General features: G+C 44.3%; 26 protein-coding genes and 1 pseudogene. 7 read left to right on the forward strand and 20 right to left on the reverse strand.

Annotated features, from left to right (window positions below):
• Positions 1-192: 192 nt before the first annotated feature.
• The 3 genes from ACEW9J_RS03595 to ACEW9J_RS03605 form a co-directional block, all read right to left on the reverse strand.
• The gene (locus ACEW9J_RS03595) at positions 193-1125 is read right to left on the reverse strand and encodes a phytoene synthase (protein ID WP_373543772.1); all 933 of its coding nucleotides are present in this window, start codon (positions 1123-1125) and stop codon (positions 193-195) included.
• A gap of 167 nt (positions 1126-1292) precedes the next feature.
• A complete protein-coding gene (gene pds, locus ACEW9J_RS03600; RefSeq protein WP_373543773.1) occupies positions 1293-2699 on the reverse strand; it encodes a 15-cis-phytoene desaturase in 1407 nt (468 codons plus the stop codon).
• Positions 2700-2970: 271 nt separating this feature from the next.
• Complete coding sequence (locus ACEW9J_RS03605) at positions 2971-3120, reverse strand: hypothetical protein (RefSeq protein WP_373543774.1); 150 nt, start codon at positions 3118-3120, stop codon at positions 2971-2973.
• A 100-nt stretch (positions 3121-3220) separates the two neighbouring features.
• Here ACEW9J_RS03605 and ACEW9J_RS03610 point away from each other — a divergent pair, with 100 nt between their 5' ends.
• Positions 3221-3436: a hypothetical protein gene (locus tag ACEW9J_RS03610; RefSeq protein WP_373543775.1), complete on the forward strand. Its 216-nt coding sequence runs from the start codon at positions 3221-3223 to the stop codon at positions 3434-3436.
• Positions 3433-3822 (forward strand): hypothetical protein, encoded by a 390-nt coding sequence (locus tag ACEW9J_RS03615; RefSeq protein WP_373543776.1) that lies wholly within the window; start codon positions 3433-3435, stop codon positions 3820-3822. The genes ACEW9J_RS03610 and ACEW9J_RS03615 overlap by 4 nt, the downstream gene beginning before the upstream one ends.
• Before the next feature lie 367 nt (positions 3823-4189).
• On the opposite strand, the pseudogene ACEW9J_RS03620 reads toward ACEW9J_RS03615, so the two are convergent.
• The 10 genes and pseudogenes from ACEW9J_RS03620 to ACEW9J_RS03665 all read right to left on the reverse strand — a co-directional run.
• A pseudogene (locus ACEW9J_RS03620) lies at positions 4190-4393 on the reverse strand (hypothetical protein); the annotation flags it as partial.
• A gap of 70 nt (positions 4394-4463) precedes the next feature.
• The gene (locus ACEW9J_RS03625) at positions 4464-4901 is read right to left on the reverse strand and encodes a helix-turn-helix transcriptional regulator (RefSeq protein ID WP_373543777.1); all 438 of its coding nucleotides are present in this window, start codon (positions 4899-4901) and stop codon (positions 4464-4466) included.
• 21 nt (positions 4902-4922) lie between these two features.
• Positions 4923-5372 carry a hypothetical protein gene (locus ACEW9J_RS03630; protein ID WP_373543778.1) on the reverse strand — a complete coding sequence of 150 codons (450 nt, stop codon included), beginning with the start codon at positions 5370-5372 and terminating at the stop codon, positions 4923-4925.
• A gap of 185 nt (positions 5373-5557) precedes the next feature.
• Positions 5558-6022, reverse strand: a complete 465-nt coding sequence (locus ACEW9J_RS03635) for a hypothetical protein (RefSeq protein WP_373543779.1) — start codon at positions 6020-6022, stop codon at positions 5558-5560.
• A 14-nt stretch (positions 6023-6036) separates the two neighbouring features.
• A complete protein-coding gene (locus ACEW9J_RS03640) occupies positions 6037-6243 on the reverse strand; it encodes a hypothetical protein (RefSeq protein ID WP_373543780.1) in 207 nt (68 codons plus the stop codon).
• Between the two features lie 227 nt (positions 6244-6470).
• Positions 6471-7058 carry a GNAT family N-acetyltransferase gene (locus tag ACEW9J_RS03645; protein ID WP_373543781.1) on the reverse strand — a complete coding sequence of 196 codons (588 nt, stop codon included), beginning with the start codon at positions 7056-7058 and terminating at the stop codon, positions 6471-6473.
• A complete protein-coding gene (locus tag ACEW9J_RS03650; RefSeq protein WP_373543782.1) occupies positions 7045-7212 on the reverse strand; it encodes a hypothetical protein in 168 nt (55 codons plus the stop codon). The genes ACEW9J_RS03645 and ACEW9J_RS03650 overlap by 14 nt, the downstream gene beginning before the upstream one ends.
• Positions 7213-7422: 210 nt before the next feature.
• The gene (locus ACEW9J_RS03655) at positions 7423-7869 is read right to left on the reverse strand and encodes a type II toxin-antitoxin system VapC family toxin (RefSeq protein ID WP_373543783.1); all 447 of its coding nucleotides are present in this window, start codon (positions 7867-7869) and stop codon (positions 7423-7425) included.
• Positions 7869-8120, reverse strand: coding sequence for a hypothetical protein (locus ACEW9J_RS03660; RefSeq protein WP_373543784.1), 252 nt, complete (start codon positions 8118-8120; stop codon positions 7869-7871). The genes ACEW9J_RS03655 and ACEW9J_RS03660 overlap by 1 nt, the downstream gene beginning before the upstream one ends.
• A gap of 5 nt (positions 8121-8125) precedes the next feature.
• Positions 8126-8314 carry a hypothetical protein gene (locus ACEW9J_RS03665; protein WP_373543785.1) on the reverse strand — a complete coding sequence of 63 codons (189 nt, stop codon included), beginning with the start codon at positions 8312-8314 and terminating at the stop codon, positions 8126-8128.
• A 76-nt stretch (positions 8315-8390) separates the two neighbouring features.
• Here ACEW9J_RS03665 and ACEW9J_RS03670 point away from each other — a divergent pair, with 76 nt between their 5' ends.
• Both ACEW9J_RS03670 and ACEW9J_RS03675 read left to right on the forward strand, forming a co-directional pair.
• Complete coding sequence (locus ACEW9J_RS03670; protein ID WP_373543786.1) at positions 8391-9449, forward strand: DNA cytosine methyltransferase; 1059 nt, start codon at positions 8391-8393, stop codon at positions 9447-9449.
• The gene (locus ACEW9J_RS03675) at positions 9446-10942 is read left to right on the forward strand and encodes a hypothetical protein (RefSeq protein WP_373543787.1); all 1497 of its coding nucleotides are present in this window, start codon (positions 9446-9448) and stop codon (positions 10940-10942) included. The genes ACEW9J_RS03670 and ACEW9J_RS03675 overlap by 4 nt, the downstream gene beginning before the upstream one ends.
• 107 nt (positions 10943-11049) lie before the next feature.
• On the opposite strand, the gene ACEW9J_RS03680 is transcribed toward ACEW9J_RS03675, so the two are convergent.
• Entirely contained in the window at positions 11050-15645 is a 4596-nt protein-coding gene (locus ACEW9J_RS03680; RefSeq protein ID WP_373543788.1) for a glutamate synthase-related protein, read from the reverse strand.
• A gap of 550 nt (positions 15646-16195) precedes the next feature.
• On the opposite strand from ACEW9J_RS03680, the gene ACEW9J_RS03685 reads away from it, so the two are divergent.
• Together ACEW9J_RS03685 and ACEW9J_RS03690 are read left to right on the forward strand one after the other, a co-directional pair.
• A complete protein-coding gene (locus tag ACEW9J_RS03685; RefSeq protein ID WP_373543789.1) occupies positions 16196-16867 on the forward strand; it encodes a Coq4 family protein in 672 nt (223 codons plus the stop codon).
• Positions 16868-17073: 206 nt separating this feature from the next.
• A complete protein-coding gene (locus ACEW9J_RS03690) occupies positions 17074-18339 on the forward strand; it encodes a hypothetical protein (RefSeq protein WP_373543790.1) in 1266 nt (421 codons plus the stop codon).
• 158 nt (positions 18340-18497) lie between these two features.
• On the opposite strand, the gene ACEW9J_RS03695 is transcribed toward ACEW9J_RS03690, so the two are convergent.
• Positions 18498-18935: a hypothetical protein gene (locus ACEW9J_RS03695; RefSeq protein WP_373543791.1), complete on the reverse strand. Its 438-nt coding sequence runs from the start codon at positions 18933-18935 to the stop codon at positions 18498-18500.
• Positions 18932-19636: a DUF433 domain-containing protein gene (locus tag ACEW9J_RS03700; protein ID WP_373543792.1), complete on the reverse strand. Its 705-nt coding sequence runs from the start codon at positions 19634-19636 to the stop codon at positions 18932-18934. Before ACEW9J_RS03700 ends, ACEW9J_RS03695 begins: the two co-directional genes overlap by 4 nt.
• A gap of 664 nt (positions 19637-20300) precedes the next feature.
• Here ACEW9J_RS03700 and ACEW9J_RS03705 point away from each other — a divergent pair.
• A complete protein-coding gene (locus tag ACEW9J_RS03705) occupies positions 20301-20552 on the forward strand; it encodes an HNH endonuclease (protein WP_373543793.1) in 252 nt (83 codons plus the stop codon).
• Here ACEW9J_RS03705 and ACEW9J_RS03710 read toward each other — a convergent pair.
• The 4 genes from ACEW9J_RS03710 to psaA all read right to left on the reverse strand — a co-directional run.
• Entirely contained in the window at positions 20547-20765 is a 219-nt protein-coding gene (locus tag ACEW9J_RS03710) for a hypothetical protein (RefSeq protein ID WP_373543794.1), read from the reverse strand. The two genes, ACEW9J_RS03705 and ACEW9J_RS03710, sit on opposite strands and share 6 nt — an antisense overlap.
• Positions 20746-21027 carry a BrnT family toxin gene (locus ACEW9J_RS03715; RefSeq protein ID WP_373543795.1) on the reverse strand — a complete coding sequence of 94 codons (282 nt, stop codon included), beginning with the start codon at positions 21025-21027 and terminating at the stop codon, positions 20746-20748. Before ACEW9J_RS03715 ends, ACEW9J_RS03710 begins: the two co-directional genes overlap by 20 nt.
• Before the next feature lie 81 nt (positions 21028-21108).
• On the reverse strand, positions 21109-23310 hold the full coding sequence (gene psaB, locus ACEW9J_RS03720; protein ID WP_373543796.1) for a photosystem I core protein PsaB: 2202 nt from the start codon (positions 23308-23310) through the stop codon (positions 21109-21111).
• 191 nt (positions 23311-23501) lie between these two features.
• A partial coding sequence (psaA, locus tag ACEW9J_RS03725) for a photosystem I core protein PsaA (protein ID WP_373543797.1) occupies positions 23502-25526 on the reverse strand: 2025 nt, incomplete at its 5' end.

The following is a 25526-nucleotide window of genomic DNA, read 5'->3' on the forward strand; positions in this document are numbered from 1 at the left end:
GGTATCGATCGCGCGGGCAAATATTTAAGAGCAGACAGGGTGTACTCTCAGTTAAAATTGGCGATCGCTGATAACAGCCACCATAATATACTGCAAGCAATTAAGAGCAATACTTATAGTTGCAGATGTGAATAAAAACGAGGACACTATTACTGACAACAACGATCGAACTAAAGTGCCAAAAATATCCCCTTATTTCACCTGCGCGCGGATGAAGGAGCCAGGTAAACACCATAACTTTCTGGGTGTACTTACATAAGCGCGGCGAGTAAACACATCATAATCATTACGCTCGATCGAGTCTAAAATCTGTTGGTATAGTAATAAAGCTGCCCACACTGGCCAACGTACGTCAGGACTGAGACGACTAATCCCACTTTCAGCTTGCTGATAGTATTTCCGAGCGCGTTGGATCTGAAACTTCATCAAGGCTCGCCAATTGTCATTGACAACCTGATTCATCAAGTCTTGCTCGGTATAGTTGAATAGTGCCAACTCATCCAAAGGTAAATAAATCCTTCCCCGCTCGGCATCCTCGCCCACATCCCTAAGAATATTAGTCAACTGTTTACCAATTCCTAAAGCCACAGCTTGTTCTAGCGGAATCTCGATGTTCTGACAATTCCAGGGGGCGGTAAATTGACTTTCATCGATCCCCACGATCGCATTAGACATTATTCCCACCGTACCAGCGACTCGATAACAGTAGAGCGACAATTCCTCAAAGCTGTCATAGCGATTTTTCCGCAGATCCATCCGCTGTCCAGTCACCATATCGCGAAAAGGTTGAATCTCCAAATCGGGAAATCTGGCGATCGTATCGACCAATGCTACATCATAACTATCTGTCGGAATACCCCTGAACATCCCTTCCAACTGCGCTTCCCAGCGATCGAGTGTAGCTGGAGTAGTCTCATCTGCATCCGCCCCATCCACCAATTCATCGGTATTCCGACACCAGGCATAAATTGCCCAAATCGCCCGTCGCTTGGGGACTGACATCAATAGTGTTGCCAAATAAAAGGTTTTGCCGTATTCAGCAGTTATTTGACGACAGAGTTCATACGATTCCTCAGTTGATGTTGGCATTGTCACGATCTGTAGGGACTTTTCCAGTTGCAGCATTTGCAGAGACTAGGGACTAGGGGATAGAGATTAGTTAGGTGTTAGGGCTTGGGTGTCAGGGATTAGGGGTGGGATCGCTAATAATTCAAGGCTATCCCAATGTGATGAGGCGATCTGCGATCGCTAGTCACTAATTGGTCTATCCCCAATCCCCGATCCCCTCTGCCCTAAACCGCAGTAGCTAGTGATTTTGCGACTGTGGGCTGATAATTGGCGATCTCCTGTGCTGCAAGCTTACCAGAAAGTACCGCACCTTCCATACTCCCAAGATACTCTTGCATCGTGTAGCTACCAGCAAGAAAGAAATTGGAAATCGGCGTAGATTGGCTCGGTCGGCAATCTTGTCGCCCTGGAGATGCAGTATAAACCGATCGAGGTGTCTTGACTACTTTAGATTTACGTAATTTAGCAGGACTATCGCCAGTCAAATGCTGTGGGAACAAGCGTTCTAGTTCGGTCATGGTCGCCGCTACGATCTCTTCGTCGGATTTGTCGATCCAATCTTTGGCTGGAGCGATAATCAGTTCTAGCATCGATCGATCTGGGTCTTCATACTCCTTGCAAGCTACGCTCATATCAGCATAGACACTCAGAATATCCGATCGCGAAAATAGCAGATGATCGATATCAGTCAACTTGCGATCGAACCAAAGGTGCAGGTTAATCACTGGCACACCTTCCAATTCCTGCATTTTCTCAAAGAAATCAATCTTCCGCCACGGTTCGGGCATGAGGATCTTGATGACATCGACAGGCATTGCCGACACATAGGCATCAGCCACGACGATTTCATCCGACTGACCATTAATTCCCCGCATCACAAAATGCTTGACCGTCCCATCATCATTCAGTACGATTTGTTTGAGTGGCTTCTCCATCCGAATCTCGCCGCCACGGGCTTCAAAATGCTCCACAATAGGCTGACACAATCGTTCGGTCGGCGACCCATCTAGAAAGGCGATTTTGGAGCCATAGCGTTCCTTGAGGAACTTGTTGATCGCAGTCAATGGAATCGTTGCCGATACATCTTCAGGATTGATAAAAGTTAAAGCTTTGGATGCCGCCACAAAGATATCCGAATTAACTCGATCGTCGATTCCCTGACGTCGCAGCCATTCGAGCAAGCTGTACTTGTCCATGTCTTCGACATACTTGCGTCCTCGCAAGACTGCTGGCCACAAGCCGAGGGCAAACTTGATTTTTTGCTCCCAAGTCAGCATGTCATTATTTTTCAGGATCGAAACAATGACGTTAAAAGGTGCTGGGATGTCCGGCACGCTGAAGTATGAGTACTTACCTGGCTTCTCTGGCTGATTGAAGATCAGAGCGTGTTCTTTCCATTGCAAGTGGTCTTCAATTCCCAGCTCCTTCATCAACTGGAGCATGTTTGGATAAGCCCCAAAGAAAGCATGGAGTCCAGTTTCGTACCAGTCGCCATCCTCATCCTTCCAAGCCGCAACTAAACCACCCAATACATCCCGACTCTCAAACAAGATGGGGGTATGTCCGGCATCTGACAAATATTTAGCACAAGCTAGTCCGGCTAAACCTGCTCCTGCAATGGCTACACGCATTTATTCCTACTACCCCTATACGATCGACGTTCTAATCAATACTCTACCAAATTTAATTATATTTGCATTTCTTTACAATTCAACCTCTCGATCGTGGACATGCAAGAATTTGTTTCAGCCATCACAGATCCCCGACTGCTCAGAGCAGTCGGGGATCTGTGTGCGATCGATCTTTAAATTCTCAAGTCGCTGTAGGTACATAGCAGTCTTAGTTTGAATACCAACCTTTAGGAGTGCTCGGCTTCATGCTTTCTGGGGATTAAGCTGATAATTAAGCTATTCGATCGTTGGCATAGCCTGCCGGAGATAATCGCCAATTCAAAGTATCAAATTTTCGTCTAGGGTCGATCGAGAGCGAGTCTTGTTCGCTAATAGGGCGGGTCTTCAGTTTGGCAATAGCTTGTTCCAGTAACTCAGTCATACAAATCAGTATAGGTATAGTTAATCTGGGTTAATTTTATTGTAATCGAATCGAATAAAGCTATGATAATTAGTACACTGCATTAGTCATAGTAATTCTTATGCTGTCAGGAAATTTGCTCAAGTCGTTACGAGACTTAAATCGTGCGGATAAACTTTATGCTGTCCAAGTTCTGGTTTCAGGTCTAGCACAAGAAGAAGCTAATTTGCTCCAACCTGGAGTACCATATGAGGTTTCTTCTCCTGACAATTCTTTTGGTGCAGCCCAAGCAATGCTGGAATTTTTGGAACAGTCTAAACAGCAACAGCAAACATGACTCAGCCGATTAGATTTCCATTCACTTCTGTAAATCCAGAAATGGGTGAAGCTGGATTCAGACCTTTTTTGCCGATTGCCCTGATGAATGGAGATCGGGTAGTAATGGCAGAAGGATTGCTCGATACGGGGGCAATGCTTAACTTATTGCCATATGAAATAGGTCTTGAACTAGGATTTGTCTGGAGTCAACAGAAAGTCCCGCTAGATTTAGCTGGAAATATAGGGCAGCATGAACCCGTGCAGTTGTTGTTCGGGCTGTTGTCGGTCAATTTGAGCCAGTACAGCTTGTTTTTGCTTGGACGAAGGCGACGGATATTCCCCTACTATTGGGACAGGTTAATTTCTTTATCGAGTTTGATATTTGCTTTCACAGATCGCAGTTAAATTTTGAAGTTAATCCTAAAAATTCAGCTTAGTAAGCTATTCGATCGATCCACAACTCAAATCATCAAATTCTCATTTAGGATCGAATCGAGTCTTGCTCGCTGATGGGACGAGTTTTTAGTTGTGCGATCGCTTCTTCTAGCAACTTAGTTATACAAATCAGTCTAGGTCTAGTTAATCTGGTCTAGTTTTATTTTAATCGATCTATTCCTAAATCAAAGTACAAAATTCTTGACTTCCCCGCAGAGATATATTTTTCTCGGACTTGTGAGAGCGTATGTATTTACACGGAGGTTAAGAATGAAGTGAGAAAATATAGGGCAAAAGCACTATCCCAATTGCCAGTAAATAAGAAAAGAGACCCTAATGCACCGAAGCTTTGTCCGGCGGCTCCCTCGAAGTTGAGGGTGAGTTGTCCTTCAAATGCGCTGTCGCCATATTTAAGGGCAATTGCACCGGAGATGCGGGCACCGATCGCGGAGCGTCTCCTTCGGAGAATCGAGCGATCGGTATGCACCACCTTGTATGATTTAGTAGCTACGCCTTGATTGTCGATCGCGTTCCGAATATCATCCAGTTTAGCTGTTTAAGTAGCATCCCCGTAAAATTGCTACTAATGATTTTTGTTAACTACGATCGGATTAACGACTAAGTTGCAGTACTGCTTCATCGACTAATTCGATCGACAGAATTTTGGCAATTTCTAACAATCGATCGAATCCCACTGCCTGATAATGATTTGCTTCATATCGTTGAATTTGTTGTTCTTTAATCCCGATCGTATCTGCTAGTTCTCCTTGAGTCATTCCGGCTGAAATTCTCGCTTTAATTAATGCGATCGGTAATTCAGATAGGCGATCGATCGTAATCCTTACTTTACCATCTTTTAAATTCTCATACTCGGCGATCTCTCCGTACATCACCTGAATTTGATCTTCCAAAGCTGCACTTTGCATTTTCATCAAGCGAGAATGAGTATTCATAGGTAATTCTCGATTTTCTAAAAGTGCTAATAATTCTTGCTCTAAATCTTTTAATTTAGCTTTAGTAACTTTATATTGACGTTCGTTTTGGATCATTGCTCATTTCCCAGGTATAAATTATGGTGAATGCAATACTTCGCGAGGATCGATCTCGATAACTCCTCTAGAATTACCATCTCTATCTGTTTGAAAAAAACCAACAAAATTGGGATTGGGTTTAAGATCTCCTCCAAACCGATCTTGTTGAGCGGCTGCACTGTCAAAAACCGGATCTAGACTATACAAATCTACTGTCATCGGATCGAAACAGCCATCAAAATCATTCGGTTGCTCTTTGCTGGTGACAAAACTCCCACCAATATAAACAGTGTGACAACCTGCAATCGCCAGTTCCCTGAGAGCCTGCTTTAACCCAACTAGAACCTGTTGTCGGTGAGAATTATTAGCGAACCTTTCGTGAAAATCAGTCCAACTTACTTGGTAGATACCAGATGGCAGATTTCCTAGGTCGTCAAATGGGGGTAAAGTCACGGTTATCGGAATCAGCAACAGAGCCTTAGACAACATCAGAGTTGTATCTATCTTATAGTAACACAACTCTGATGTTTGGTGATAGCTACCGATCGATTTGCACCACTCCGATTATCTTCAGATAATATTACTAGGCTCAGACAAATTGCTGCTAATAATAACTCAGATCCTCACGATCTACTAAATCAGATTGTCGATCTTTTTTTGACATTGAATTAAATCTAAATGAGGAATAGCTCTTCACTTAGTTGGCATGGCATTTCGGTAGAGAATCGATAGGATCGAGACTTTAGTTTAATTTCAAACTCCGATCGAGAGCGATAAAAGCAGACATCAAATTCCAGGAAAAAGTTGGTTTGACCGAGAATAAGTGGCACATTTTGGCTGTGTGTCCAGGCGAATAGTAATTCGGTTGGGGGAAAGGCTTCGATTTCAGCAGTTACAGCTAAAGGCATTGCTGGCTGATTACCAAGATTGCCTGATAATTGAATAATAGCCTTATTATCGTCCCATTCGGCACCTAGTTGAATACCTAGTTCGTAAGGTAAGACATTCACTGTAGCCCCACTATCCACCAAGCCAATCGCTTCAATTCGGCGATCTCCTCGTCTCAAGACTAAGAGAATTCTGGGCAGACTATCGAACTCGTTCTGGGTTGGATTAGTGGTTGAATATTTGAATCTCATATTCTATTGACAATCTACGGTTGAGGTGAAGATAGACTCGCCATTAAAATTGCCCCAGCCCCAAAGCTATCGTAGGGTGTGGGAAGATCGTAGGTTTTGAATGGCTCTAGTGGTGAAATGTCCTCGGCGGTGTCTAAGTCTTCTGCGAGAATCCGAATTAGTTTGAGTTTCTCGACAGCGGAAAGTTGTCGCGCCCCAGGAAGTACTTCAGCTAATGTCATATTATTGTCTCCATGATTCAATAATCTACTCTTTTAGTCTACTCGATTTACCTACTGCAATACTTTGAGATCGATCGACAACTCAAAGTACCAAATTCTTGTCTAGGATCGATCGATCTCAGATCTCGATCGCTAATAGGGCGAGTCTTCAGTTTGACAATAGCTTGTTCTGTGTAACTCAGTCCTACAAATCAGTCTATGTATAGTTAATCTGGTCTAATTTTATTCTAATCAGAGCTGTCCAACAAATCGATTAGAGGTTTGAGATCGAGATACATCGTTCGGTAGGGAGTCGAAGGTGGTAAGGATTCTTCGGAGTTGACAAATTTGAAACCAAACTTTTCATAAAAGCCAGAAGCATCATAATGTGGTGTTAAATCCGCATCATACATGGCATCAACCGTTAGAAATCTGACACCGATAGTCGGCGCGATCTCACCTGCTACATATTCTATCGCCCACTCTACCAGTAGACGACCTGCACCTTTTGCTCTCTTGTCGGCTGCGAGCAAACCAATCTTGATGGCTGGAAATGTTTGATATCGAACGTCTTCATCAATTAAAATCGGTCGATCGATCTCTAATTTATCAGCAATCAGGGTGATATACCCAGCCAAAGAATCCTCACATTGCAATATCCAACATTGGCTAATTCTGGCGTTAATCTCTCGCTGAATCCGCCCTTTTCGCCAATAGGTAACAAATTCTCCCCGCGCACAACGAAACCCTTGTCCTAGTTCTGCTAATACAGGAGTAACACGCTCGACTGGTATCGCGGAAAAGTCAACGTCTGCAAATTTACTATTTGGAGGCATTTGCAGATTTCTGAAGGCGACGTGCGGCGATTTGCTGCATTAAAGCTAGAGCGATTTCATTAGCTGTGTGTCCACCGCTTTGGATTGCTTGGGCTAGTTTCTCGGCTTCACTACCGGAAACGGGTTTTGAGACGGTATGGAGAGGGTATTTCATGGTTTTAGTGAGTCACTATCTCTATTCTATCAAGGCTTTGCGATCGATTCAGTAGGGTAAGGTCGATCGATCCACAACTCAAATTCTCATTTAGGATCGATCGAGATCGAATCTTGTTCGCTAATAGGGCGAGTCTTCAGTTTGGCAATGGCTTGTTCCAGTAACTCAGTCTAGGTATAGTTACTTTGGGCTAGCTTTATTTTAAGTACTTTACAGTATTAACTCACTTACCACAATCGCTCGAATTTCTGTAACCTTACTCAATGCAATATCATTGGTTAAAAAAGCGTCACAAGTAGAAACAATCGCCGTAGCAACTTGGATTGCATCTGGTAACTTCAATCCGTATTTGACTCTCATTTTTACTGCTTCAATTGCTACTAGTTCGTCGGTGATTCTAAATATCACACTTTCATTCCGTACCAAAGCATCTGTAAAATCTTGTTGCAGTTCTAACAATCCCTGTCGATAGGGCACGATTGAGCATTCAGCTAGAGTTATAGGCGAACTTACCGCTCGTAAATCTCCATCGCTCAAGCTCTCAAATATCGGTCGTACCAGCGGAAAAAAAGTTGGGTGTCGCTCGATATAATAAATAACTGGAGCCGTATCTAAAAATATTAGCCTCACTCCTGCGATCGCTTGTTCTCTTTTCATCAGTCAGCCAGGATCTGTTCTTCGCGCTGCGACCACTCATTTCGCTCTCTATTTACCCATGCTTGAGCATCTTCACCACTCAATAAATTGGGTGCGATTCCGGCTAAGTCGCGCCAGGATTTACTTTTGCTGGGCTGTGTCGTTGGCACTATCTCTTTGAGATTGACTGTGATGTGTTCGATTACTTGGATTTGTTCCGTTGATGACAATCGATCGATCTCTGTCAGTACTTGTTGTAATTGATGATTCATCTTTGCTACCTTTGGCTATCTGTGAATATTTTAACTAAATTCTCGATCGCGTATAGTCTTGTCGGCTCGATCGAGATTCGATCTCGATCGCTAATAGGGCGAGTCTTCAGTTTGGCAATAGCTTGTTCTAGTAGCTTGACCTCATTGTAACCAAATCGACCCAGAACTGACTCAGAAAGCCAAATTATTATCATCCAGGGCAACTAAGCGTCACTTTTGAGATATAATCACATATTTAGAACCCTTGTAAGGCAAGCTCTTAAAACCTTGATGAACTCTCATCTTACCGCTCTCAATGCTCTACATCTGCCCCGACAAAGGAATAAGGAGTTTGTCGCCGTCTCTCTATTTTCAGGTGGAGGTGGATTAGATCTAGGGCTATCGCTGGCAGGGTTTGATTTTGGGTATGCGAACGATGAAGTTCAATATTACTGTGATACTATTTCCTATAACTTCCGAGATTGTATAGCAGAAGCCAAAGATGTCCGTGACTTAAAAGGTCAGGAAGTCAGAGAAATTATTAAGGCAGACAAAATAAGTCTCATGGTAGGAGGCCCGCCTTGTCAATCGTTCAGTATTTTGGGGCAAAGAGCCTCTTTTTCAGATTTACGAGGACAACTTGTTTTTGACTATATTCGCCTTATTAATGAGTTACAGCCAGAGGCGTTTCTGTTTGAGAATGTACCAGGATTATTAACCCTCAACGGCGGTGAAGATTGGAAAAAGCTCTACTACCATTTCCAAGCGGAAACAGGATATGACATTCACACCGATACGTTAAATTCTGCTGATTATGGAGTTCCACAAATTAGAAAGAGAGTATTCGTTGTGGGATTTCGTCAGCCGACTAAATTTATATTTCCTATTCCTGAGTACCGCAACCCATCAAAGTTAGATTTGGATAATCACAACCTACCAGATTGGATACCCGCTAGATTAGCTCTAGAAGATGTTGACGGGCTATATAATCAGGACATTCGTATTCATGGAGATAGAGTACGTAGCCGATATGAAAAGATTCCTCAAGGTGGGAGAGACAAAATAGACCATACAGATAGAATCGATCCAGAAAGACCTTCAGGGACGGTATTAGTTGGTTCTAAAGCTGGGGGTGGTAGACCTCATATTCATCCATATCTTCCCCGACACATTACTGTTAGAGAGGCAGCACGCCTTCAATCATTTCCTGATTGGTACAGATTTTTAGGTACCACAACAGCGCAGTATCGGCAGGTGGGAAATGCGGTACCACCATTACTTGCCCGTGCAGTTGGACAATCTATTAAAACGGCTCTACTGAATACTAAGAAAAAGGAGTTGGTATTTTGACGCTTCCTTATCCAGGATATTCTTGGTCTTTCAACCATCACATGGGAAGAGTAAATCCTAGAGAGGTTTTTGCTCTTCTTGAGTCTGCATATAGATTTAGGGAATACCCTAATTATAGACGGCTAGTTAATCAGGCTTTAGTTGCTGACGAGGTTTTCACCCTAAATATCAGAAAAGATTCTGGTCAGGTGGATGCTTGGAGGGATTATCAACAGATACTATCTGAGCTAGGTCTAATTTATTCAACAAAATATATTAAACAGCCACACTTAACATCAATCGGATTGATGTATATCGATGGTACGATTGGTTACTCTGAACTTTTTTCATCTCAAGTTCTTGCGTACCAATATCCCAATGGGCATAAAACAGACATCTCGCCTGCACTAGAAGAAGAATTATCGCAAGCAGGAATGAGTATTCCAACAACTCGGACAGAACTGGATACCAATTCAGGAATTTTGGTGAAGCCAGGAGTGCTGATTTTACAAGTATTAGTTGAACTTTATCGACAAAGCCATTCTCCGACCTTAAATAGTCATGAGTGTCTTTTAGCACTTGTACCCACGATTCGTAATAGTGATTGGCAAGATGCTTATGCAAAATTATTAAATCTAAGGCAGACAGGTGAAAAAACAGATGTAGATTCGCGAAGGTTACGAGATATTCAAGAATGGTTTCAGTTTTTGGATCGAAGTGATTTTGTAGTTAAGGAAGATAACAAAATTTCTTTATCTCCTCTGGCTTTAGCCGAAATTGAGCAACTTCAAACTATTTTAGATTTCCATAACGATCCAACAACTTTTTGGATATCACAAAGTTCTTCAACCAAGAGTGAAAACGCTTTATCTTGGTATGGTTTCTTTGGAAGCCCAAGCATTGAATCTCAATGGATAGCACCTGATGAGTTACGTAGCCAGGAATACCTGTCGAATAACTATCCTGATATTGAATTGCGAGATGAAATTGACAGTCCTCCTACGGTTGCCGATGTATCAGAAATTAATCTGAGACCGTTTTCCCCAAGTATTCCTGAAATTGTTGACGTAAACGTTGAAGTTAATGTTGAAAACATTGTTCGGGGTAGAATACGGCTGCGAGACAAAACACGTCAGCACCAAGAAATCATTGCACAGCTTGCAACTAGATTGACTGAACTCTCATACACTGTGACTGACGATCCAAACTCAGTTGATTTACTTGCAGAAAAGAATGGTTATGAAACCATTTTTGAGATTAAGACAATTAATAGACGGAATTTCCAGCCACGTATTCGTCTCGGTGTAGGACAGTTATCAGAATATCGATATAGACGACAGCTTCAAACTCAAGTAAGACCGACCTCTATTTTAGTTCTCAGCAATACGTTTAAGATGCAAAAATGGGAACCAAATTACTTTTCTTCTGAAGTAAATATTGGAATCTTATGCTCTAGGGCAAATTCATTTTTAGCATTAACGGATGGAGCCGTTGAGCAAGAGGTTCAATATTAGATTTGAGCGGATATTTCAATTTTCACCAACAATCTCAATAATTTAGATCGAAAGAAAAGGTAAAGTGAATTACTCCACTTTACCTTAAACGTTGATGATATTATAATCTAAGCACTGACCGCCTGTTTCGCACTAGCCTCTGGCGTTTCCGCCTCCGAAGGCGGTACCAACTGCCAGAACTTAGGCAAATACTCCGCCCAGCGACTCAAGATTTCCTGTGCCTTCTGAGAGCCTGTTTTCGCACCATGTGCTGCAATTAAATCCTTCAATTGCTTTTCACCTGCTGCGGTTTGTACCCGTTGCCATTTGACGATTTCAGGATTGATTTTGGCGATGAATGTATCGTCTTCATCCAAGAAATAACCTAAACCGCCTGTCATTCCTGCGCCGACGTTGCGTCCGACTTGTCCGAGGACTACTACCACACCGCCTGTCATGTATTCGCAACAGTGATCGCCTGTGCCTTCGACTACGGCGGTGGCGCGAGAGTTGCGGACGGCAAAGCGTTCGCCTGCGCGTCCGTTGGCGTAGAGGTAGCCGCCTGTGGCTCCGTAGAGGCAGGTGTTGCCGATGATGACGTTGCGGCTGGTATCGAAGGTGGTGCCTGTATAGGGTTTGATGACGATTTCGCCACCGTTGATGCCTTTACCTACATAGTCGTTGCTTTCACCTGTGAGGTTGAGGCTGACTCCTTCGTGGTTGAATGCACCGAAACTTTGTCCGGCGGCTCCCTCGAAGTTGAGGGTGATTTGTCCTTCAAATGCGCTGTCGCCGTATTTGAGGGCAATTGCACCAGAGATCCGCGCACCGATCGATCGATCTGTATTCACCACCTTATAAGATTTAGTAGCTACACCTTGTCCCTGGATGGCGGCTTGGATTTCGGCATCTGCCAGGATTTCGTCGTCTAAGACGGCTCCGTTGCTATGGACATCGCCGTGGAGCAGGAAGGAGCGATCGATCTTAGTATCTGGAAGCTGGGTGAGGCAGTCGAGATTTATCGCTGCTACTTTGGTTAATTTCGCCTCTGGGCGCAGGGTAAATAGGTCGGCACGTCCGATCAGGTCGTTGAGCGATCGGTAGCCTAGACGAGCCAATATGCTGCGGACTTCTTCGGCGATGAACAGGAAGAAATTGACTACTTGTTCGGGGATGCCTGGGAAGCGGGCGCGGAGATCTTCGCGTTGGGAAGCGACACCGACGGGGCATTTATTGGTATGACAGACTCGTGCCATAATACAACCTTCGGCGATCATCGCGATCGATCCGAAGCCATATTCTTCAGCACCCATCAGCGCGGCGACGATAATATCCCAGCCTGATTTTAACCCCCCATCGACGCGCAGTAACACGCGATCGCGGAGTTGATTTTCCATCAGCACGCGGTGGACTTCAGTTAGTCCCAATTCCCACGGGCTTCCGGCGTGTTTGATCGACGATAGTGGCGATGCACCCGTACCGCCGTCGTGTCCAGAGATTTGGATGATATCGGCGTTAGCTTTAGCGACACCTGCGGCAATGGTACCGATACCGATTTCGGCTACTAGTTTGACTGATACCTTGGCGACGGGGTTGATTTGGTGGAGATCGTGAATCAGTTGCTCCAGATCTTCGATCGAATAAATATCGTGGTGAGGTGGGGGTGAAATCAGCATCACACCTGGTTTCGAGCGGCGGAGCATGGCGATATACTGGCTGACTTTTGGCCCAGGCAATTGTCCGCCTTCGCCTGGTTTGGCACCCTGAGCGAGTTTGATCTCGATTTGCTTGGCACTCATCAGGTATTCAGGTGTCACGCCAAATCGTCCCGATGCGATTTGTTTGATCGCACTCTTGGCGGTATCGCCATTCCGTAACCCTTTGAGGTGAGGGAGGATTGCCGATTTACCATCGACAGCATCATCGATGGTTTTATAGCGGACGGGATCTTCGCCGCCTTCACCGCTATTGGATTTCGCACCGATGCGATTCATGGCGATGGCGAGGACTTCATGGGCTTCGCGGGAGAGTGCACCGAGGGACATGCCGCCCGTACAGAAGCGTTTGACAATATCGACCACAGGCTCGACTTCATCGATACTAATGGCAGTTCGATCGGTTTGGAAGTCGAGTAGGTCGCGTAGAGCCGTTAAGGGGCGTTCCTGAAGGTATTTTTTGTAGACTTCATAGTGGTCGTAACCCGCTTGAGTCGGATAGGTATCGACCGCTTTATGGAGAGCCTTAGCTAGTTGCGGGCTATTCATGTGGTACTCACCACTCGGACGATAATTAAAGAAGCCGAGGTTTTCGAGTTTCTTCAGCTCTTTGGGGAATGCCTTGTGGTGGAAAGACATGGTTTCTTGGGCGACATCTACCATTGTCAAACCACCGATGCGGGAGGTTGTCCCGACAAAGGCGATGTCTAGAACTTCTCGTCCGATCCCGATCGCTTCAAAGATTTGCGCCCCTTGGTAGGATGATAGTAGGGAGATGCCCATCTTCGAGAGGATTTTGAGCAATCCATCTTCGATCGCTTTCCGATAGTTAGCCTGAGCTTTTTCAATACTAATCTGAATTTCGTTCCGACCAATCGCGGCTTGAGTTTTGGACGAATGCCACCAACTCCGAACGGATTCCCACGCCAAATAAGGGCAGACAGCCGCTGCGCCAAAGCCAATCAGACAGGCGAAATGGTGGGTACTCCAACATTGGGCGGTATCGACAACCAGCGATACCCGCGCCCGCAATCCCTGCTGTGTCAGATAATGATGCACTGCACCGACAGCGAGTAGGGGGGAAATATAAGTAATTTCATCATTTAAACCATCCTGGCTCCAATCACTGAGGATGAGGATTTGTTTACCTGTCTTGACAGCCTGGAGCGCGGCGGCACATAATTTGTCGATCGCGACCTTCAATCCTTGAGCACCATCATCGACAGAGTACAGCGTCGAGAGAAATTCACTTCCCAGGGAGGACGCTTTAATTGTTTCTAATTCCGCTTCATTGAGTACGGGACTATTTAGCTTGAGGAAACCCGCCGCTTCTGGCTTGGCTTCGAGTAAATTACCCTTTTTGCCCAGACTGACATCCAGCGACATCACTAATTTTTCCCGCAGCGGATCGATCGCGGGGTTAGTTACTTGAGCAAACCGTTGTTTAAAATAGTCATACAATGGATGCGCTTTTTCTGACAACACCGCCAGCGGAATATCATCGCCCATGCAGAAAGTCGGCTCTTTGCCATTTTCTGCCATATCATTGACGATCATTGCTACATCTTCTTCGGTATAGCCAAATGCAGTCTGCTGACTGAGTAAGCTCGGTGACTCCAGCCGACAGCTAGATTCAAATTTCCCAGCGGTAAGTGTTTGACGATGTGCTTTGAGCCATGCACCATAGGGATGAGCATTAGCAACGCGCTGCTTAACTTCCCAATTGTGTAAAATCTCTTTAGTTTCTAAGTCTACAACGATCGTTTGTCCAGGGCCTAACCGACCTTTTTCGACAATCTCTGCTACAGGTAAATCTACAACTCCAGCTTCAGAACCGACATAGAGATAACCATCTTTGGTAATACAGTACCGCGCCGGACGCAATCCATTGCGATCGAGCGTAGCCCCAACTACCTTACCATCAGAAAATGCAAGTAATGCTGGCCCATCCCAAGCTTCCTGCAAGCCTGAGTAATATTCATAAAAGTCGGTAATTTCAGGATAATTATCTAATTCTGGCTGATTCTTGTACGCTTCTGGTACCATCATCATCAGTCCTTCGATCGGACTACGACCAGAACGTACGAGTAATTCCAAGACATTATCCAACGTCCCCGAATCACTATTATCTAGATTCAAAATCGGCTGCAACTCACGTAACCGCTCTTTCCACAGCGGATGATTGAGGTCGCTTTCCCGCGCCGTCATCCCATTAATATTACCTAAGAGCGTATTAATCTCCCCATTGTGTCCCAACATCCGCATCGGTTGTGCCAGCGGCCATTTGGGCATCGTATTCGTACTAAAGCGACGATGGTAGACGGCAAATGCTGCCGTAAATTTCGGATTGGTTAGATCGCTATAAAACTGACCTAATACAGCCGATCGTACCATGCCCTTATAGACAATCGTCCGACTAGAAAGCGAGCAAATATAAAAATTATCTCCAGGCTTAATCGTCCCTTCGGCTTGCATTGCCTTGACAATTTTGCGACGCACCATGTACAGTTGACGCTCTAATTCGTCCCCAGTGGTAGTTCCCGCAATGACTACCTGCTCGATGTGGGGTTGATTTTCCCGCGCTTGAGTACCTAGAGTCTCCGGCTTAACTGGAACTTCTCGCCAACTGATTAATTGACACTGTTCTTGGCTGATGACATCCGCAACAATGCTCTTAGCAACAGCCCGTTTTGCTAAATCCTGGGGTAAAAAGAGCATCCCCACCGCCAACTTGGATCTATCTGTTACCTGCTCCAAACAGTCAAATAATGCCCAAGGAATCTGCGTCAAAATCCCCGCACCATCGCCCGAATCGCGATCCGCACTACAACCACCACGATGCTCCATACAAGTCAGAGCTGCTAATGTCTGCTCCATCAGCTTGTGGCTAGTTTCCCCTGCTGGACACGCGATAAACCCCACTCCACAAGCATCTCGTTCTTCAACCAACCAGCGAGGGCCTAAATATGGCTCTTGATTGGAAGTAGTCGGAGTTGTTGAATTGTTCATGTGCAAATGATTTTCTATGTGGTTCATGATTGTAGTGCGGGCAGGATCGGTAATTAATTTAGTTCAACGTTTGGTTTTGACGGGTGTGTTCGCTCCGCGTTCCGCAGAAAGAGTCGTCTTTCTGTGTCTCAGTCTGAAATGGCGATCGCACTGCCAGCAACCAAAATTGACGAGAGTATTAATCTATGCTTATAGCATGATTTCGACTTTATTTAGGTATGCTGCGCTACTTACGATCGTATCTGTAATGCCCGATTGTTTGCTAGGGAATACTAAGGTAGCAGGTCACTTATTCAAATGCAAGTCATCAGGCAAGATCGGGCATCTTTCTCGGCAATACCAAATCTTTTAACTTATGGGTTTAAACCCTACTTGATTCGACTAATCTAGTTGAATGTGTCGTCACCTCGATCGACAAGGAAGAAAGGCTGTGTAGATGCTCGTCTTAGCCGTGTCATTTACCCGATCTTCGATTTAGCCTCACCCTACTATTTTAGCTCTGTTAGAGTGACGGAGCGGGTGTATTATCTATAAAACGGAGGAAATTTCTATGGCGATCGGTAGAGCAATGCTGCATCTTGACTTTTTGATGGCAATTAGAGGGGCTATTTCCTTATTCAGAGATCCTACCCAAACAGACTCTGTGTATGACATTGAGGATGGACTGCGAAATACAAAAGCCACTCAACTAGCACTAGAATTTGTGAAGTCCGATCCTACCGTCGCGCAAATTATTAGAGAAAGATATACTCCACCCCTTCTGGATCTCAACTCTCTACTAGCTTTACCCACAGATGCCCTCGGGTATGCTTATGCTACCTACATCAAGGAATCCAACTTCGATCCTAACTTCTACCGCAACATCAAGGTTCAGGATGATATTAGCTATGTGATGTTACGTTTGCGCCAAACACACGATATTTGGCACATCGTCGGGGGATTTAGTACCGATGTCGCTGGAGAACTTGGGCTAAAGTCTTTTGAACTTGCCCAAACTCATCGCACCATGTCCTTGATTCTCCTCACAGGCGGACTTTTAAGCACATTAACCAAATCCCCAGCAGATTTGGACAGGATGCTGGAATGTGTCGCTCTAGGTTATCGTAGCGGTGCAAAGGCAAAGCCATTACTCGCACAAAAATGGGAAGAACAATGGTCAAAGTCTCTAGTCGATTGGCGTGAAGAACTAGGCGTAGAAGTCACAAAAGTCTATACCCCCTAGATTACCAGTTGCCAATGTGCCCTCGATCGTTTCTAGATCGAGAGAATTTCGAGAACCACTATACCGATATTCTCTTCATGCTCGACTTGTCCAGAAAAAGTTGATGAGGGGGTGAGGTCGATCGTTAATCTGGCACATAATAACTCATGTGTCGATCGACAAAGGGATAAAATGATTTTGGCTGAAAAAATTAGCTTATAAATTATATGTTTGCTAGAGTACGTCGGATTTTGAGTAGGTTGTTCGATCGGTCTAGAACGATTAATAATGAGCCACTCAATAAAATGAGCCTCATCGTCATTCTTTTAGTCGATCTATTTATCCTCACTAATGTATTCGCTGGACTCGATGATATTAGTAGATGGCATCTCAATCCAACCCAAGCTCATCCATGTTATTCCGAGTGGAATAGTTATCGAACTAAAACTACAAATGGTAAAGATTATGATGTCATCAGACAGGCAATTCTATTAAAGACTAGGGATGTAGATAGTTACGACTATAGTAGCCCTTCTCCACAAGTCGATCTCAGTCAAAAATACAAAGAAGATGTCAAAAATAAATTAGGTACTATTTCTAATATCTGTTTTGAGTATGCTGGAATTAGAGATAAAATAAACACGAGTGAAAATCAAAAGACTGTAGTAAGTATCGACCGACAACAAGCAGATATCAGCAAACTAGAATCGGCAAATCAGACTATTAAGAGTCAATACGACTCATCTTTATTGGATAAAATAGCTGGGCAAGAACGAGATAGATCGATAAATCAAGTTGGAGCGGAAAAAGCCAAACAGATATTAGAGCAAAATAATGTTAAGATTTCCACCCTCAAGCAAAAAAACACCGAGCTTGAAAATGTACTAGTTGCCAAGCCAGAAAGCAGTGCTTTTATTAGTATCCTTAAAGATAGTAATAAATTTAATCTACTTAAAAGTAGTTACGATCGAGCATCCTTCTGGTATCCTAGTATTCAATTTGGTTTTCAGTTTATATTTCTACTACCATTGCTATTGGGAGCATTAGTAGTTAATAACTTTGCCCAAAGACGAGGTTATGGGCTAATTGCCTTGATTAGCTGGCATCTATTAGTAATCTTCCTGATTCCTTTACTTTTCAAAGTTCTTGAATTTCTTCAAATTGGGGTAATCTTCAATCTAATCTCAAGTATTGTCTATCAACTATTTGGGAGCCTACTGTTCCTAATTAGCTACATTTATATTTTGCTAGTGCCACTAATTGGATTTGGACTGATTAAAGTCTTCCAAGAATTTGTCTTCAATTCCAAAATTCAGACAGCCAATAGAGTTCAAAAATCTCAGTGCGTCAACTGTGCTAGGAAGATTCGATCGTCCGATATTTACTGTCCTCATTGCAGTTATTATCAACTGAGTGAATGCCAAAACTGTCATCATCTCACTTATAAGAATTTACCCTACTGCAACCAATGTGGGCATTCTCAGCAGCAATAGATCCCAGGTATGACAATTAACTTCCAATAACTATAGAAGTTAATTGTCATAGAAATAATCTCTCGAATTTTGCTGGAGATGAAATCGATCTAATTTATCATCCATCACCCTAAATATCTGCAAAATCGATGTTTTCAGAATGTCGATATCGATAATGTCTATTTAAGAAAGCCATCAAGTTCCGATAATAAGTCTGGATTATCTTTCCATACTTTAACCTTACTGTCTCGATCGACTTTCGCAATGAAAGGAGCAATATTTTTGAGGAGGAATTTTTCTATTTCGGGAATAGCTTCAAGAAAAATATTTGCCATGTCCGCTCCTGAAAGATTTTGAGAGACTAAAACAAACATTCTCACTCCCGCATCTGCTACAGCTAGGCGTTCTATTTTATTTTTACCGATTCTGGCATCTTTAGTTAAAATAACCCATCCTCTTGTGCCAATTTCTGGAATCCAATCGACATCTTGAGTATTTTTACCAAAATGGTCATCATCAATTTCAACATTGACACCTGCCGATCGTAAAGTTTCTACAATTAGCTTATTGCCCAGACAACGATCTATAAAAAATGTTGTAGATGCCAATTCAATCATGCAGAAATCGTCGAGAGCTCACATCTAATTGCTTCTTCGATCGAGAGCCTGTCACAATCATAATCGATAGCAAGTTCATCGATCGAATCTCCCGCCGAGTAGCGTTCTTTTAAGATACTAGTTGCTATTCCCGTACCATCGATCGTTCTTCGCCCAAAAGCAACTCGCGGATCTATAACCACAATGCGGGGATTATTTTCTTCGTGAGAACGAGTGAAGGGATACAATTTAATAGCAAGTCCTCCATCATCTGGCTCGATCCGTTCTAGATGTGTATTAATTGCTAGTCTTAATTGACTCCGCTCTACTTGGCTAGCTTGAATTAATTCTCCATAACGATCGATGAATAAATCCACGCCATCAGTACTAAATTCTTGAGTTGCAAGGGGATGAGCCACTTGAAATCTTTCATCCATAAAATCGAGAGCATCTCTAACTCGATTGAGTTGAATTTTGTGATGCTGACGAATAGCCCGTAAGACATGAATTTCGACGAGGTTGGTAAAAGAGAGTAAATAGGGTTTGGATGGGGAGATATCAATAATAGGCGCGAAAAAGTTGGAGCCACTTTTTACGGGATAGTTATGTCCAATCGTCCAGGATCTAATTGTACTAACTGGAATCCGTAAATAACGGGCAGCATCTTGGAGCGAGTAGATAGGGATACGTCGGGAATCGATTTTACTGTAGAGGCTGTTCATATTTCTTACATATTTCACTAAATTATTTAAATCTTGACTCTATTTTAGCCGTCTAGTCGATCGTACCCCCTGTTCAATTTTCTAATTATCAGAGGTCGATCGATATTTGTCAGATATAATCTGTCTGAAATCCATGCAATAGGTATCACTTACCATACATTCTGTGGCTTAATTCTAATGCAATATTGAAGGCGGTGTGTTTGAAATGATCGATTTCTTCATTGCACTGTTATAAGCAGCAATATTTTGGGCACTTTAGTATAGATATGGGTACGAACAGTACTCGAAATTTTCTAGAAACTTATTTAGAGCATCAATCTGTCCTGAGCCAGAGGAACAACCTTATGTCAAATCTTTCTGAGAGTCAATACAACGTCAAAAAGCTTCAAACTCAATCGTCAACAACCATAGAGATGTTGTTAAAGCTTATTTAGTTAGAGATCCTATTCGATTTGACAAATTTGGTGTCTCAGCAGCAATAAAGCCAGTAGGGCTTTATGCTCTTCTTGAAACATTAGCTGAAGAAAACCCTAAGCGAGCAAGTGACTATAGAGCTAGCCTTGCCCTCTTAGCTTGTATAGTTGCCAGAAATCCTCAGCTTGCACTTTCATCAAATATTAAAGCTAAACACCAAGAGGCGTTAAAAAATTCTGTAATTGGGAAATTGAAAAGACAAAATAGCATTTGTCTTTTGTGTGAGGAACCTTTTACAGATGAAGATGAGAAACATGCACACCATATTGAGGGCGAATCTGAAGATCCTTCTCTTGCAACCGATCAAGATAACATAATTTTAATCAAAGGTTGGATTCATACAGATTATCATGATTGGCTTAATCAAAAAGGACTACCAATAAATAGAGAAAGCTTAAAGTGTTATGCAAAGATGAAAAACTTTTCGTTGGCTGCCTTATGAGAAAGTTTCAATTAATTGCCGGAGAGCTTTATTAACCGCTTCTGATGTAGGGAAGACTTGAGCAATATCCTCATCTAAGACGATGACAGTCATTGTTGAGTTAGAGTCTCGTGTCGCAAATCTATTAGGTTTTGCCTTGGTATAGTCAAAAGTGTATTCGGTGGCCAAATCATCTTCATCATCTGGAGCTGGATTAGAATAAGTTGTTTTCATAATCTTCTCGTTCTCTTTGAGTCGTTGGACGGGCACTAATAATGCGAATAGCTTGGGGACATTCGGTAAAGCTAACTAGCAGTAGCCGATTCTGTTGGGAATGACCGATAATAATCTCTCGATATTCTGCTAACGATGAATGTAATTCATCATCAAAAATCATTGATAAAGGATTATTAAAAACTGTTTGAGCTTCTTCAAAGCTTACCCCATGTTTTTTAAAGTTGGTATCTGCTTTGGTCGTGTCCCATTCGTAATCCATAAATCGATTATAACTGACTGAATCTAAAAATCCCCCGCCACTAAGTGACGAGGGATTTTATTTAACTGATGATAAGTTTAGCTATCCGAACTTACCAGCAGTCGAGGCAATTAAGAAGGCTGCGTAGGTAAGGATATAACCCGCTGTGAAGTGAGCTAAACCGACAACCCGACCTTGAACGATCGACATTGCAACAGGCTTGTCTTTCCAACGAACTACGTTCGCAAGTGGAGTCCGCTCGTGTGCCCAGACAACAGTTTCGATCAACTCTTGCCAGTATCCACGCCAGCTAATCAGGAACATAAAGCCAGTCGCCCAGACGAGGTGTCCGAAGAGGAACATCCATGCCCATACAGACAGATTGTTCATCCCGTAAGGGTTGTAGCCGTTGATTAACTGTGAGGAGTTCTGCCAGAGGTAATCGCGTAACCAACCCATCAGATAAGTCGAGGACTCATTGAATTGGGCGACGTTACCTTGCCAAATACCTAAGTGTTTCCAGTGCCAGTAGAATGTTACCCACCCTAAGGTGTTGAGCATCCAGAACATTGCCAGGTAGAACGAATCCCAACCAGAGATGTCACAAGTACCACCACGACCGGGGCCGTCACAAGGGAAGGCGTAGCCGAAGTCTTTCTTGTCGGGCATTAGTTTGGAACCACGAGCATCCAACGCACCTTTGACCAAGATCAAGGTGGTGGTGTGGAGTCCGAGAGCGATCGCATGGTGAACCAAGAAGTCACCAGGGCCGATGGTCAAGAACAAGGAGTTCGTACCGGAGTTGATGGCATCCAACCAACCTGGCAGGTAAACTGCACTAGTGGTGGAAGCTAAACTATCTGCGTTTGAAAGTAAAGTATCAAAACCGTAGAGTAATTTACCGTGGCTACTTTGAACCCACTGTGCAAATACTGGTTCGATTAAGATTTGCTTCTCAGGTGTCCCAAAGGCAACTACGACATCATTGTGCACGTAAAGACCGAGGGTGTGGAAACCTAAGAACAGAGACACCCAACTAAGGTGGGAAATAATTGCCTCTTTGTGCTCTAACATCCGCGCTAGAACGTTATTTCGGTTTTGATCTGGATCGTAATCACGAACCCAGAAGATCGCACCGTGGGCGAAGGCTCCAACCATCAAGAACCCAGCAATATACTGGTGATGAGTGTAGAGTGCGGCTTGGGTGGTAAAGTCCTGTGCCAAGAACGCGTAAGGCGGCATGGAGTACATGTGTTGAGCCACCAAGGAGGTGATCACACCCAGTGAAGCCAATGCCAAGCCTAGTTGGAAGTGAAGGGAGTTATTGATCGTGTCATAAAGACCTTTATGACCTTCACCGAGTCTTCCTCCAGGTGGTTTGTGAGCATTGAGGATATCCTTAATGCTGTGACCGATCCCAAAGTTGGTGCGATACATGTGCCCAGCAACGATGAAAATCACCGCGATTGCTAGGTGGTGATGCGCCATATCAGTCAACCACAAGGATTGAGTCTGAGGATGGAAGCCACCCAAAAAAGTCAAGATTGCTGTTCCAGCACCTTGGGAAGTCCCAAACATCTGTTGAGCGGTATCTGGATTTTCTGCATATACACCCCAGTTACCTGTGAAGAAGGGTGCTAATCCAGCAGGGTGAGGTAAGGTAGTGGTGAAATTGTCCCAACCAACGTGCTGACCGCGAGATTCAGGGATGGCAACGTGGACTAAGTGACCAGTCCAAGCTAAAGAACTTACGCCAAACAAACCGGATAAATGGTGGTTAAGGCGAGATTCAGCATTCTTGAACCAAGACAAGCTCGGACGGAATTTTGGTTGCAAGTGCAACCAGCCAGCGAATAGCATGACTGAAGCCAGGAGGAGCAAGAAGATCGAGCCTGAGTATAAGTCTTCGTTCGTCCGCATTCCGATCGTGTACCACCATTGGTAAACACCAGAGTAAGCGATGTTGACTGGATTAGTCGCGCCACCTTGGGTAAAAGCATCAACTGCTGGTTGACCGAAGTGGGGATCCCAAATTGCATGAGCGATCGGACTGACGTTCAGTGGATCTTTAATCCACTGTTCAAAGTTGCCTTGCCAAGCTACGTGGAACTGGTTGCCAGATGCCCAGAGGAAGATGATGCCCAGATGACCGAAGTGAGTTGCGAAAATCTTTTGGTAAAGATTTTCCTCAGTCATGCCATCGTGGCTTTCAAAGTCGTGAGCCGTGGCAATCCCGTACCAGAGCCGACGAGTGGTCGGGTCTTGAGCGAGGTCTTGGCTAAATTTAGGGAATTTAGTTGCCATAGTTTTCTTATCGGATTTCCTCGCGGACGGACGAGATGATTACAGTAGAGATGATGCTAACTGTAACCATCTCGTGTGGCATTGATTAGCATCATTGTTAGTGATGTATCGAACCTGGATATCCAGATTCGATCGATGTCAATCTTGGGATATTAAGCCTGTTGACTGACATCGAAAGCAGGCAAAGTTTGTCAGATCGATAGAGATCGAGCTAAGAAGAATGCCCAGGTTGTCGCAATACCTCCAAGGAGATAGTGAGCTACACCTACAGCCCGACCCTGGATAATGCTCAGAGCGCGAGGTTGAATTGCTGGTCCAAAGTTGAGCTTGTTGTGCGCCCAAACGATCGACTCGATCAATTCTTGCCAGTAGCCGCGACCGCTGAAGAGGAACATCAAGCTGAACGCCCAGATGAAGTGTGCACCCAAGAAGATCAAACCGTAGGCGGACAGAGCCGAACCATAGGAGTTGATGACTTGAGCCGATTGCGCCCACATGAAGTCCCGCAGCCAACCATTGATATTGACTGCACTAGCAGCAAAGTTACCACCAGCAATGTGCGAAACCGTACCATCGGCATCGACAGTACCCCAGACATCTGACTGCATTTTCCAACTAAAGTGGAAGATTACAACCGAGATGGCGTTGTACATCCAGAACAGACCGAGGAAGACGTGATCCCAACCAGAAACTTGGCAGGTACCACCACGACCAGGACCGTCGCAGGGGAAGCGGAAGCCCAAACTAGCTTTGTCGGGAATTAACCGAGAGCTACGAGCGAACAAGACACCTTTAAGGAGAATGAGGACGGTGACATGAATGGTGAAAGCGTGGATGTGGTGAACCATAAAGTCCGCCGTACCCAATACAATCGGCATCATCGCCACTTTGCCACCGACAGCGAGGGTATCGCCGCCAAAAGCGAGACTAGCAGTTTGCAGAGCATTTGGAGCAGTATTTCCAGCCGCAGCAGTGTGCAAGCCTTGAATCCACTGAGCAAATACGGGTTGCAATTGAATTGCTTTGTCTGAGAACATATCCTGGGGACGACCCAAAGCCTGCATGGTGTCGTTGTGGACATACAGACCGAAGCTGTGGAAACCAAGGAACATCGACACCCAGTTCAGATGCGAGATGATTGCATCGCGGTGACGCAACATTCGATCGAGTAGGTTGTTCTGGTTCATTGCTGGGTCGTAATCCCGCACCATGAAGATCCCTGCGTGAGCAGCTCCACCGACGACACAGAAACCGCCAATCCACATGTGGTGGGTAAATAACGATAGCTGAGTAGCGTAGTCAGTAGCGAGGTAAGGATAGGGAGGCATCGCATACATGTGTTGTGCCACGATGATGCTGATCGACCCTAACATTGCCAAGTTAATTGCTAACTGAGCGTGCCAGGAAGTAGTAAGAATTTCATATAGACCTTTGTGACCTGCGCCAGTAAAGGGTCCGCGATGATTTTCTAAAATTTCTTTCATACTGTGACCGATGCCCCAGTTCGTCCGGTACATGTGACCAGCAACGATAAAGAGTACAGCCAGAGCTAGGTGATGGTGAGCCGTATCGGATAACCAGAGACCGCCAGTGGTAGGGTTCAGACCACCTTTGAAGGTGAGGAAGTCTGCATATTCAGCCCAGTTCAATGTAAAGAACGGGGTTAAACCCTTAGCAAAACTGGGATACAGTTCGGCCATCTTGGCAGGATCCAAGAATTCGTGGGGTAAAGGAATATCCTTAGGTGCGACACCAGAATCTAGTAATTTATTTATAGGTAGAGCGACGTGGATCTGATGACCTGCCCAAGATAGACAGCCAAGACCGAGTAAACCAGCCAGATGGTGGTTCATCATCGACTCTACATTCTGGAACCACTCCAGTTTGGGAGCACGTTTGTGATAGTGAAACCAACCAGCAAACAGCATCAACCCAGCCATGACGAGACCGCCAATTGCTGTAGCCATAAGCTGTGTGGAGTTGGTGTACCCAGACGATCTCCACAATTGGAACAAACCAGAGGTGATTTGAATTCCATGAAAACCGCCGCCAACGTCAGCATTGAGGATGTCTTGACCGACGATCGACCAGACGACTTGGGCACTAGGTTTGATCCCAGTTGGGTCGGTGAGCCACGCTTCATAATTGGAGAAACGAGCACCGTGGAAATACATCCCGCTCAACCATATAAAGATGATGGCGAGATGTCCGAAGTG

The organism is Chamaesiphon sp. (assembly GCF_041737865.1).
Taxonomy (GTDB): domain Bacteria; phylum Cyanobacteriota; class Cyanobacteriia; order Cyanobacteriales; family Chamaesiphonaceae; genus Chamaesiphon.

Excerpts from the sequence above, each read along its gene's own strand:
- ACEW9J_RS03670 (WP_373543786.1), top strand. The coding sequence starts at position 8,391 with ATGAACTCTCATCTTACCGCTCTCAATGCTCTACATCTGCCCCGACAA.
- ACEW9J_RS03710 (WP_373543794.1), bottom strand. The coding sequence starts at position 20,765 with ATGAAAACAACTTATTCTAATCCAGCTCCAGATGATGAAGATGATTTG.
- ACEW9J_RS03655 (WP_373543783.1), bottom strand. The coding sequence starts at position 7,869 with ATGAAAAGAGAACAAGCGATCGCAGGAGTGAGGCTAATATTTTTAGAT.
- ACEW9J_RS03715 (WP_373543795.1), bottom strand. The coding sequence starts at position 21,027 with ATGGATTACGAATGGGACACGACCAAAGCAGATACCAACTTTAAAAAA.
- ACEW9J_RS03650 (WP_373543782.1), bottom strand. The coding sequence starts at position 7,212 with ATGAAATACCCTCTCCATACCGTCTCAAAACCCGTTTCCGGTAGTGAA.
- ACEW9J_RS03700 (WP_373543792.1), bottom strand. The coding sequence starts at position 19,636 with ATGAACAGCCTCTACAGTAAAATCGATTCCCGACGTATCCCTATCTAC.
- ACEW9J_RS03640 (WP_373543780.1), bottom strand. The coding sequence starts at position 6,243 with ATGACATTAGCTGAAGTACTTCCTGGGGCGCGACAACTTTCCGCTGTC.
- ACEW9J_RS03595 (WP_373543772.1), bottom strand. The coding sequence starts at position 1,125 with ATGCTGCAACTGGAAAAGTCCCTACAGATCGTGACAATGCCAACATCA.
- ACEW9J_RS03695 (WP_373543791.1), bottom strand. The coding sequence starts at position 18,935 with ATGATTGAATTGGCATCTACAACATTTTTTATAGATCGTTGTCTGGGC.
- ACEW9J_RS03685 (WP_373543789.1), top strand. The coding sequence starts at position 16,196 with ATGGCGATCGGTAGAGCAATGCTGCATCTTGACTTTTTGATGGCAATT.
- psaB (WP_373543796.1), bottom strand. The coding sequence starts at position 23,310 with ATGGCAACTAAATTCCCTAAATTTAGCCAAGACCTCGCTCAAGACCCG.
- ACEW9J_RS03630 (WP_373543778.1), bottom strand. The coding sequence starts at position 5,372 with ATGTTGTCTAAGGCTCTGTTGCTGATTCCGATAACCGTGACTTTACCC.
- ACEW9J_RS03690 (WP_373543790.1), top strand. The coding sequence starts at position 17,074 with ATGTTTGCTAGAGTACGTCGGATTTTGAGTAGGTTGTTCGATCGGTCT.
- ACEW9J_RS03660 (WP_373543784.1), bottom strand. The coding sequence starts at position 8,120 with ATGAATCATCAATTACAACAAGTACTGACAGAGATCGATCGATTGTCA.
- pds (WP_373543773.1), bottom strand. The coding sequence starts at position 2,699 with ATGCGTGTAGCCATTGCAGGAGCAGGTTTAGCCGGACTAGCTTGTGCT.
- ACEW9J_RS03635 (WP_373543779.1), bottom strand. The coding sequence starts at position 6,022 with ATGAGATTCAAATATTCAACCACTAATCCAACCCAGAACGAGTTCGAT.
- ACEW9J_RS03680 (WP_373543788.1), bottom strand. The coding sequence starts at position 15,645 with ATGAACAATTCAACAACTCCGACTACTTCCAATCAAGAGCCATATTTA.
- ACEW9J_RS03610 (WP_373543775.1), top strand. The coding sequence starts at position 3,221 with ATGCTGTCAGGAAATTTGCTCAAGTCGTTACGAGACTTAAATCGTGCG.
- ACEW9J_RS03645 (WP_373543781.1), bottom strand. The coding sequence starts at position 7,058 with ATGCCTCCAAATAGTAAATTTGCAGACGTTGACTTTTCCGCGATACCA.
- ACEW9J_RS03665 (WP_373543785.1), bottom strand. The coding sequence starts at position 8,314 with ATGATAATAATTTGGCTTTCTGAGTCAGTTCTGGGTCGATTTGGTTAC.
- ACEW9J_RS03615 (WP_373543776.1), top strand. The coding sequence starts at position 3,433 with ATGACTCAGCCGATTAGATTTCCATTCACTTCTGTAAATCCAGAAATG.
- ACEW9J_RS03605 (WP_373543774.1), bottom strand. The coding sequence starts at position 3,120 with ATGACTGAGTTACTGGAACAAGCTATTGCCAAACTGAAGACCCGCCCT.
- ACEW9J_RS03625 (WP_373543777.1), bottom strand. The coding sequence starts at position 4,901 with ATGATCCAAAACGAACGTCAATATAAAGTTACTAAAGCTAAATTAAAA.